This window comes from Gemmobacter sp., from assembly GCF_046292685.1.
GTDB lineage: Bacteria > Pseudomonadota > Alphaproteobacteria > Rhodobacterales > Rhodobacteraceae > Wagnerdoeblera.
Genome location: NZ_JBKBQM010000006.1, coordinates 76,999 through 85,704, shown reverse-complemented (window position 1 = coordinate 85,704; position 8,706 = coordinate 76,999). Strand labels below are relative to the sequence as shown.

9 protein-coding genes are annotated in these 8,706 nt (G+C 69.8%); 4 read left to right on the top strand and 5 right to left on the bottom strand.

The window, feature by feature from the left end:
* The 3 genes from ACK4S2_RS03105 to ACK4S2_RS03095 all read left to right on the top strand — a co-directional run.
* Positions 1-1,357, top strand: a 1,357-nt coding sequence (locus tag ACK4S2_RS03105; protein ID WP_409620213.1) for a xanthine dehydrogenase family protein molybdopterin-binding subunit, incomplete at its 5' end; no start/stop codon positions are given.
* Between the two features lie 14 nt (positions 1,358-1,371).
* Complete coding sequence (locus tag ACK4S2_RS03100; protein ID WP_409620211.1) at positions 1,372-2,160, top strand: FAD binding domain-containing protein; 789 nt, start codon at positions 1,372-1,374, stop codon at positions 2,158-2,160.
* Positions 2,161-2,265: 105 nt separating this feature from the next.
* Entirely contained in the window at positions 2,266-2,757 is a 492-nt protein-coding gene (locus ACK4S2_RS03095; protein ID WP_409620209.1) for a PaaI family thioesterase, read from the top strand.
* 74 nt (positions 2,758-2,831) lie between these two features.
* Here ACK4S2_RS03095 and ACK4S2_RS03090 read toward each other — a convergent pair whose 3' ends face one another.
* Positions 2,832-3,242 (bottom strand): SufE family protein, encoded by a 411-nt coding sequence (locus ACK4S2_RS03090; RefSeq protein WP_409620207.1) that lies wholly within the window; start codon positions 3,240-3,242, stop codon positions 2,832-2,834.
* Between the two features lie 127 nt (positions 3,243-3,369).
* Between ACK4S2_RS03090 and ACK4S2_RS03085 the strand changes: the two genes are divergently transcribed.
* Complete coding sequence (locus ACK4S2_RS03085; protein WP_409620205.1) at positions 3,370-3,831, top strand: hypothetical protein; 462 nt, start codon at positions 3,370-3,372, stop codon at positions 3,829-3,831.
* Between the two features lie 6 nt (positions 3,832-3,837).
* On the opposite strand, the gene ACK4S2_RS03080 is transcribed toward ACK4S2_RS03085, so the two are convergent.
* The 4 genes from ACK4S2_RS03080 to purB all read right to left on the bottom strand — a co-directional run bounded on the left by ACK4S2_RS03080 (position 3,838) and on the right by purB (position 8,649).
* Positions 3,838-5,892, bottom strand: coding sequence for a capsular polysaccharide biosynthesis protein (locus tag ACK4S2_RS03080; RefSeq protein ID WP_409620203.1), 2,055 nt, complete (start codon positions 5,890-5,892; stop codon positions 3,838-3,840).
* Positions 5,893-5,964: 72 nt separating this feature from the next.
* Positions 5,965-7,017, bottom strand: coding sequence for a flagellar motor switch protein FliG (locus ACK4S2_RS03075; protein WP_409620201.1), 1,053 nt, complete (start codon positions 7,015-7,017; stop codon positions 5,965-5,967).
* Between the two features lie 59 nt (positions 7,018-7,076).
* Positions 7,077-7,235 (bottom strand): hypothetical protein, encoded by a 159-nt coding sequence (locus tag ACK4S2_RS03070; RefSeq protein WP_409620199.1) that lies wholly within the window; start codon positions 7,233-7,235, stop codon positions 7,077-7,079.
* 109 nt (positions 7,236-7,344) lie between these two features.
* Positions 7,345-8,649: an adenylosuccinate lyase gene (gene purB, locus ACK4S2_RS03065; RefSeq protein WP_409620197.1), complete on the bottom strand. Its 1,305-nt coding sequence runs from the start codon at positions 8,647-8,649 to the stop codon at positions 7,345-7,347.
* Positions 8,650-8,706 lie beyond the last annotated feature (57 nt).

The window sequence follows — 8,706 nt, the reverse complement described above, 5'->3', positions numbered from 1 at the left end:
GCACGGCACGCTGATGGCGGGCAACTACCGCACACCGCTGATCTACGTGAACGTCAAGGCGGTGTTCACCAACACCGTGCCGGTCGATGCCTACCGCGGCGCCGGGCGCCCCGAGGCGACGTTCCAGCTGGAACGCATCATCGACAAGGCCGCGCGCGAGCTGGGGGTCGATCCGGTGGAGCTGCGCCGGCGCAACTTCATCAAGCCCGACCAGTTCCCCTATCAGACGCCGGTTGCCGTGGTCTATGACACCGGCAACTACGACGCCACGATGGACAAGCTGCTGGAGATCTCGGACTACGCGGGCTTTGCCAGGCGCGCCGAGGACTCGAAGAAACGCGGCAAGCTGCGCGGCTTCGGCATCGCCCATTACATCGAGGCCTGCGGCATCGCGCCGTCGAACCTGGTGGGGCAACTGGGCGCGCGGGCGGGGCTGTATGAATCGGCCACCGTGCGGGTGAACGCCACGGGGTCGATCAGCATCTTCACCGGCAGCCACAGCCACGGGCAAGGGCACGAGACGACCTTTGCGCAAGTGGTGGCCGAGATGATCGGCGTGGATGCGAAATCGGTCGAGATCGTGCATGGCGATACCGCGAACACGCCGATGGGCATGGGCACCTATGGCTCGCGCAGCCTGGCGGTGGGCGGCTCGGCGCTGGTGAAGGCGACGAACAAGATCATCGCCAAGGCGAAAAAGATCGCAGCACACCTGCTGGAAGCCAGCGAGAACGACATCGAGCTGAAGGACGGCAAGTTCACGGTTGCCGGCACCGACAAGTCGGTGGACTGGACGGGCGTGACGCTTGCGGCCTATGTGCCGCACAACTACCCGCTGGAGAACCTGGAACCGGGGCTGGAGGAAACGGCGTTCTACGACCCCAGTAACTTCACCTATCCGGCCGGGGCCTATGGCTGCGAGGTCGAGGTGGACCCGGAAACCGGCAAGGTCGAGATCGTGGCCTTCTCGGCGGCCGACGATTTCGGCAACATCGTCAACCCGATGATCGTGTCGGGGCAGGTGCATGGGGGGCTGGCGCAAGGCATCGGCCAGGCGCTCTTGGAAAACTGCGCCTATGACGAAAACGGGCAACTGCTGTCGGGGTCGTTCATGGATTACGCCATGCCGCGCGCCGACGACGTGCCGTTCTACAAGGTGGACCATTCCTGCATCACGCCTTGCACGCACAACCCTCTGGGCGTGAAGGGCTGCGGCGAGGCGGGGGCCATCGGCTCGCCCCCGGCGGTGGTCAACGCGGTGATCGACGCGTTGCATCGCGCCGGCCACACCCACATCACCCATATCGACATGCCCTTGACGCCGGCGCGCGTCTGGGCTGCCATCAACGGCCAGTAAGAGAGGGCAACGCGATGTATGCTTTCGATTTCGTGAAACCCGCCACCCTGGCCGAAGCGGTGGCGGCGCTGGGGCAGGAGGGCGCGCAACCGCTGTCGGGCGGCCAGACGCTGATTGCGGCGATGAAGCAGCGCCTGAACGCGCCGGAAACGCTGGTCAGCCTGACCGGCATTGCCGAGCTGAAGGGCGTGTGCGCCGGCGATGGCGGGCTGACCATCGGGGCGGCCACCACCCATGCCACCGTGGCGCGCGAGGCGGCGGCGCATTACCCGGCGCTGGCGGCCCTGGCCGGCCAGATCGGCGACCCGGCGGTGCGCAACCGCGGCACCATCGGCGGGTCGGTCGCCAACAACGACCCGGCGGCCTGCTACCCTTCGGCCGTGCTGGCCTCGGGCGCGACCATCGTGACCAACACGCGGGAAATCGCGGCGGACGACTTCTTTCAGGGCATGTTCACCACCGCCCTGCACGATGGCGAGATCATCACCGCGATCCGCTTCCCGATCCCGCAGAAGGCGGCCTATGCCAAGTTCCAGCAGCCGGCCAGCCGCTTTGCGCTGACGGGGGTGTTCGTGGCGAAGTTCGCGGAGGGCGTGCGCGTGGCGGTGACCGGGGCCAGCGAAGGCGGCGTGTTCCGCTGGACCGAGGCCGAGGCGGCGCTGTCGGCGAACTTCGCGCCTTCGGCGGTCGAGGGGCTCAGCGTCTCGGCCGAAGGGATGATCGGCGACCTGCACGGCACGCCGGCCTATCGCGCGCATCTGGTCAAGGTGATGACCCGGCGCGCCGTCGCCGCCGCGCACTGAACCGCCCTGCCTGACGCAACGGTGCCGTCCCCCCGGGGGGCGGCGCCGCTTGCATTTGCGCGCGCCGCGTTCCAGCCTGAACCCGACCTTGCCGGAGACCGCACCATGCCCCCCAGAATCGCCGAAACGCCCGAGGATCTGGCCAGCCGCGACAGGCTGCTGTCGATGTCGGGCCTCGACTTCATGCAGGCCATGCTGCGCGGCGAAATCGCCGGCCCGCCCATCGCGCGCACGCTGAACTTTGCGCTGGTCGATGTGGGGCCGGGCCGGGCGGTGTTTCGCGGTGTGCCCTTGTTCGGCGTGACCAACCCGATGGGGGCGGTGCATGGCGGCTGGTATGGCGCGGTGCTGGATTCCGCGCTGGGCTGCGCCTGCATGACGGTGGTGCCCAAGGGGTCGTGGTATACCACGCTGGAATACAAGGTGAACATCACCCGCGCGCTGCCGCTGGGGGCCGAGGCGGAATGCGTGGCCAGCGTGCAGCACGCCGGCCGCGCGACGGCGGTGGCCGAGGCGGTGTTGCGCGGGTTGGCCGATGGCAAGGTCTATGCCACCGGGTCCACCACCTGCATCATCCTGGCGCATCAGGCGGCTTAGGCCGCCACCCTGCATTCCTGGCGGCGCAGGCCGCCATTCCGCACCCCGGGCGGCGCAGGCCGCGATTCCGCACCTCAGGCAGCGGCCGCCGCCAGCTTGCGGATGCGTTCGACCATCGCGCGCACCCCGTTCGAGCGTTGCGCCGACAGGTGGTCGTTCAGCCCCAGCCGCCCCAGTTCCGCCGCCGCGTCGATGCGCGCCACCTCGGCCAGCGGCACGCCCGAATAGAGCGCGTGCAACACCGCGATCAGCCCGCGCACGATCATCGCGTCGCTGTCGCCGGTGAACCCGAACCGGCCGTCGGAAATCGTCGGGTGCAGCCAGACCTGGCTGGCGCAGCCCTCGACCCTGGTCGCCGGCACCTTCAGCGCCTCGGGCATGGGCGGCATGGCCTTGCCCAGCTCGATGACGTGACGATAGCGGTCTTCCCAGTTGTCGAGAAACTCGAAGGTTTCGGCGATGTCTTCGAAGGCGGCGGTGGCCATGAGCGTTCTCCGGTTCTGCGCCAGACCTAGGCCGCGGGGCGCCAAAGGTCCAGCCCCGCTGGCTTGGGTGCTTTTCAAAGGCGGTGGCATCGGCTAGGCAAAGGACAGGGTCGGCAAGGAGAGGCGGATGCGCAAGGCGGTTCTGGCAGGATTGGCGTCGGTCATGCTGGTGACCGGCTGCGCAAGCGTGCGCGACTCGCGCTTCAACCCCTTCAACTGGTTCGGCGCCTCGCGCGAACAGCGGGCGGTGGCGCAGGCGGCCGCGGCGGTCGACGGTGGGCGGGTGCCGGTGGACCAGGTCACCGAACTGTTCGTCGAGCCCACCACCGGCGGCGCCATCGTGCGCGCCAAGGGCCTGCCGACCACGCAAGGCTGGTACAAGGCCGAACTGATCCGCGAGGCCGAGGCCAAGCCGGGCGAAATCGTGTTCCGCTTTGTGGTCAAGCGCCCGCAAGGCACCCCGCCGCAAGGCACGCCCATGTCGCGCGAGGTGACGGTGGCCACCTTCCTGACCAGCTTCCAGCTGGAAGGGGTGCGCACCATCACCGTCACCGGCGCCCAGAACGCCCGCAGCACCCGCCGCCGCTAGGGGCGGCTAGCGGCGCCACAGCCAGGCGTGGCCGGCCAGCGCGCCTTGCGCCTTGGCCAAAAGCCGCAGCGCGGCCGAACGGGGCAGCACGCGGCCGTCGGCCAGCCGGTCCACCACCACTTCGGGCGGGCAGGGGCGGCCCGACACCGGGTCGCGGTAGCGCGGATAGGCGATCAGCACGGCATGGGCCAGCGCCGCCACATCGGGGCGCGCCTGCCGCCGCGCCGGCACCGGCCCGAGGCAGCGCGTCAGCCCCCAGCCGGCATAGAACGGCGCGCCAAGGCAGGTGACCGGCACGCCGCGCAACAGCGCCTCGAACCCGAGGGTCGAGGTCATGGTCCAGACCTCGTCCGCGACCGACAGCGCCAGCGCCGCATCCACCCCCGCCAGCGTCGCATCGGCCAGCCCGGCAAGCCGGTCGGCCGGCACGGCGCCGGGGCGCAGGCCCGCCTCGACATCGGGGTGGGGCTTCCACAGGATCACCGCGGCGGGGTTTTCGGCCCGCACCCGTTCCAGCAAGCCAAGGTTCGTGCGCACCTCGCCGCCGCCCAGGCGCAGGCTGGCGTCATCCTCGACCTGGCCGGGCACCAGGATGCGGTGGCCGGGGGGCAGGTCGGGCAAGGCGCCGCCCAGGTTGTATTTCGTCACCCCGGCCGCCACCAGCCGCGCCACCAGCCGTTCGGCGCGCAGGCGTTGGCCGGGGCGCAGCGGTTGCGAAACCAGGCGTTCCAGCCGGCTTTCGCGGGTTGGGTCGTAGTAGATGCCCAGATCGTCGGCCACCAGCGACAGCGGCGGCACCAGATCGGCACCCAGCCCGCGCGAACGGATCAGCCCGTCTTCCAGCCGCAAGGCCGGCGTGTCGCGCGGCAAGGTGCCGTCCTGCCCGGCCCAGACCAGCAGGCGCCGGCCGGTCGCCGCCGCCTTTTGCGCCGCGCGCGCCGGCGGGTCGACAAAGCGCACCGGCCGTTCGCGCCCGAAAAACCCTTGCAGCGCCGCGCGTTTCCACAGCCGCATCCCGGCGGCGACATGGCCGCGCCGATCCTCGCGCCAGGCACGCACCTCGGCCTCCAGCTGGTCGAGCGCCTCCTCGAAGCTGCACAGCCGGTCGCGGCAGGGGTCGTGCCAGACCGGCGCCAGGATCATGGCTGCCGCGAACAGCTGCGCCCGCGTCAGCTTGCGATGCCGCCGGGGCAGGGGCCCGCCATGATCGTCGCTGAGCCCCCAGCCGGCATAGAAGGGGCGCCCGAAGACCTGCGGCCGGTGGCCGGCCAGGATCGCCTCGAACCCCAGTTGCGAACTGACGGTATAGACCGCGACGGCGCCTTCCAGCAGCGCATGGGGCGAGACGGGTTCGGTCATCACCGTGACATGGGCGGCGGCATCGGCCGGGCCGAAATGGCCCGGGCGCAAGGCGGCGGCGGTTTCGGGATGGGTGCGGATCACGATGCGCCGGCCGGGGTGATCGTCCTGCGCGCGAAACAGCATCTCGCGGAAGGTGCCGAAGCCGGCACCGCCGGCCGCGATGGCGGCATCGCCCCGGGTCTGGTCCACCACCAGCACATAGCCGGGCGGCGGGGCCGCCAGCCCCGGATCGCTGCCGTTGTATTTCGAAAGCCGCGCCGCCGCCAACCGCCCCATGCCTTCGCGCGCGCGGTCCAGCAGCGCGGTATCGTCCAGCGGGTGCGTGGCCAGCAGGGTTTCCAGCGCCGATGGCCGGGTCGGGTCGAAATGCACGCCGCCCGTGCGGTCGATCAGCAGGCCCAGCGGCCCGTCGCCGCGCCGCCCCGCCCGGCCGGGCTGGATGCCGCGCAGAAACGCATCCTCGACCCGCACGAGGCGCGCCCCCCGCGCCTTGGCCAGCGCCTCGGCCCGGGCGGCCAGCGGGCTCTGGCCCCAGGTGCCCACAAGGTCGTCCGGCCCCGGGCCGGCCAGCGGCGTGGCCGGCACCGGCACCAGCCCGGCCAGCGTCAGGATGCGCCGCACCCGGCCCGGCAGCCAAAGCCCCGGTGCCGTGCACCACAGCCTTTGCGGCTGCCCCTGCTGCGCTGCCCGATCCGCCATGCCGCCCCTTTCGCAGGGCCGTGCCGCCCCTTGCGCGCAAACTAGCGCAAGCCCGGGCAAGGCGCCACCGCATCAGTCGTCGGGGCGGATCAGGGTGATTTCGCCTTCGGCCTCCAGCCGGCGCACCGCCTCGACCACGGCGGACTGCGCGGCCTCGGCATCCTTCTCGCGCACCTTGCCGCGGGCGGCCATTTCCTCGCGCAGCGCCTGCGCCATGCGTTGGCTCATGTTGGCCAGGATGAACTCGGCCACCGGCTCCAGCGGCCCGGCGGCCCCGGCCAGCGCGGTGACCAGGGTCGGCTGGTCCACCACGCGCACCAGCTTGGGCACATCGCGCGGCGGCACGCGGGCCGGAATATGCCCGAAGGTGAAGATCGACCGGCGCACCCGTTCGGCAAAGGCCGCGTCCTCGGCCGTCAGCCCGTCCAGCAAGGCATCGCGCACCGCGGCGGAAGACACGTTCAGAATCGCCCCCACCCGCTCCTCCGGCCCGGTGTCGAAAGCGCGCGGCGGCTGGGCATCGAGCTGTCCGGCCAGCGATAGGCCGATGCGCCGCACCGTGTCGGGGTCGATGTTGCCGGTCAGCGAAACCGCATGGGCCACGCGCCGCGCCTTGTCGCCCGGCAGCTTGCCCAGCAGGTCGGCCGCCTTGGATACCGGCAGCTTCGACAGCAGCACCGCCCCCACCTCGACCGCCTCGTCCTCCAGCACCGGCAGCAGGCGTTCGGCCGGCAAGGGCACGATCCGTTCCCACGGATCGACCTTGCCCGAGGCGCCGGCCATGCGGCGCAGGCGGCTGGCGGCCGAAGGGCTGATATGCCCGTCGAGCATCGACAACGCCCCTTCGAGCCCGCCGGGAAAGGCCAGGCCCACCGATTCGAGCTGCCCCAGGAATTCGTCCACCACCGCCGCCATCGTCTCGCGGTCGACCAGCCGCATGCTGGCAATCTGTTCGGTCAGCGCGGCCTGCATGTGGTCGGGCAAGGCCGACAAGGGCAAGGGCGCCCCTTCGGCCAGCAAGAGCCGCACGATGATCGCGGCCTTTTCGCGGTTGCTGAGCGTCTGCGCCGGAGCATCCTGCACCGCGATCCGGTGCGGCGTAATCCGGGCCAAAGCCTGGGTCATGGGGGCCTCCTTGCGGGTCATGCCCCGCAAGGTGCCATGCGCAAGTTAAGCGCCGGTTATCAGCTGTGCACCGGCTTCACGCACTGACCCGACACCGGGTCGCGGCTTTCGCCCTGGCCGCATTGCACCACCTGTTCGTGCTTGCCCGCGCATTGCGCAACGGCCACACCCGGCAGTAGCCCCAGGACGAGGGCGGAAAACAGAACCTTTGCCTTCATGCGTCATCTCCCTGACAGGCGGAATGCCCGCAGGCAAAAGCCTAGCACGAAATGCCGCTTTTCCACGCGCTGGCGCATTTCAGCGGATCACGGATGCGTGATCGCCGCCTCAGCTGCCGAAAACCCGGGCAAAGATCGTATCCACATGCCTGGTGTGATAGCCGAGATCGAACTTTTCCTCGATCTCGGCCGGCGACAGGGCGGCGGTCACCTGCGGGTCGGCCAGCAGCTCGGTCTTGAAATCCGCGCCCTGTTCCCAGACCTTCATCGCGTTGCGCTGGACGATGGCATAGGCATCCTCGCGGCTGACACCGGCCTGCGTCAGCGCCAGCAACACCCGCTGGCTCATGACCAGACCCTTGAACCTGTTCAAGTTCTTCAACATGTTCTCGGGGTAGATCACCAGCTTTTCCACCACGCCGGCCAGCCGGTGCAAGGCGAAGTCCAGCGTCACCGTGGCATCGGGGCCGATCATGCGCTCCACCGAAGAATGGCTGATGTCGCGCTCGTGCCAGAGCGCCACGTTCTCCATCGCCGGGATCACCGCCATGCGCACCAGCCGCGCAAGCCCGGTCAGGTTTTCGGTCAGCACCGGGTTGCGCTTGTGCGGCATCGCGCTGGAGCCCTTCTGGCCGGGGCTGAAATATTCCTCGGCCTCCAGCACCTCGGTGCGCTGCATGTGGCGGATCTCGATGGCGATGTTCTCGATGGAGCTTGCGATGACACCCAGCGTGGCAAAGAACATCGCATGCCGGTCGCGCGGGATGACCTGGGTCGAAATCGGCTCGGGGCGCAGGCCCAGCATCTTGCAGACGTGTTCCTCGACCGCCGGGTCGATGTTGGCGAAAGTGCCCACCGCGCCGGAAATCGCGCCGGTGGCCACTTCCTTGCGGGCGTTCTCCAGCCGCTCGCGGCCCCGCTTCATCTCGGCATAGAACCGCGCAAAGGTCAGGCCCATCGTCGTGGGTTCGGCATGAATGCCGTGGCTGCGCCCGATGCGCACGGTGTCCTTGTGTTCGTAGGCACGGGTCTTCAGCGCCGCCAGCACCCGATCCACCCCGGCCAGCAGCAGGTCGGCCGCGCGCACCAGCTGGATGTTCAGCGTCGTGTCCAGCACATCCGAACTGGTCATGCCCTGATGGACAAAGCGCGCTTCCTCTGCCCCCACGATCTCGGCCAGATGGGTCAGAAAGGCAATGACGTCGTGCTTGGTCACCGCCTCGATTTCCTCGATCCTGCCGACGTCGAAGGTCGCGTCCTTCGCCTTCCACACCGCTTCGGCATTCGCCTTCGGAATCACGCCAAGCGCGGCCTGCGCGTCGCAGGCATGGGCCTCGATCTCGAACCAGATGCGGAACCGGGTTTCCGGCGACCAGATGGCCACCATCTCGGGGCGGGAATAGCGGGGGATCATGGCGGGCCTCTCGGTCGGTCTGTCGGGCAGGGTCGCGGCGGTGCCGCCCTCCTAGCG

Coding starts and splice junctions, on each gene's coding strand:
- ACK4S2_RS03100 (WP_409620211.1), top strand. CDS start 1,372: ATGTATGCTTTCGATTTCGTGAAACCCGCCACCCTGGCCGAAGCGGTG.
- ACK4S2_RS03095 (WP_409620209.1), top strand. CDS start 2,266: ATGCCCCCCAGAATCGCCGAAACGCCCGAGGATCTGGCCAGCCGCGAC.
- ACK4S2_RS03090 (WP_409620207.1), bottom strand. CDS start 3,242: ATGGCCACCGCCGCCTTCGAAGACATCGCCGAAACCTTCGAGTTTCTC.
- ACK4S2_RS03085 (WP_409620205.1), top strand. CDS start 3,370: ATGCGCAAGGCGGTTCTGGCAGGATTGGCGTCGGTCATGCTGGTGACC.
- ACK4S2_RS03080 (WP_409620203.1), bottom strand. CDS start 5,892: ATGGCGGATCGGGCAGCGCAGCAGGGGCAGCCGCAAAGGCTGTGGTGC.
- ACK4S2_RS03075 (WP_409620201.1), bottom strand. CDS start 7,017: ATGACCCAGGCTTTGGCCCGGATTACGCCGCACCGGATCGCGGTGCAG.
- ACK4S2_RS03070 (WP_409620199.1), bottom strand. CDS start 7,235: ATGAAGGCAAAGGTTCTGTTTTCCGCCCTCGTCCTGGGGCTACTGCCG.
- purB (WP_409620197.1), bottom strand. CDS start 8,649: ATGATCCCCCGCTATTCCCGCCCCGAGATGGTGGCCATCTGGTCGCCG.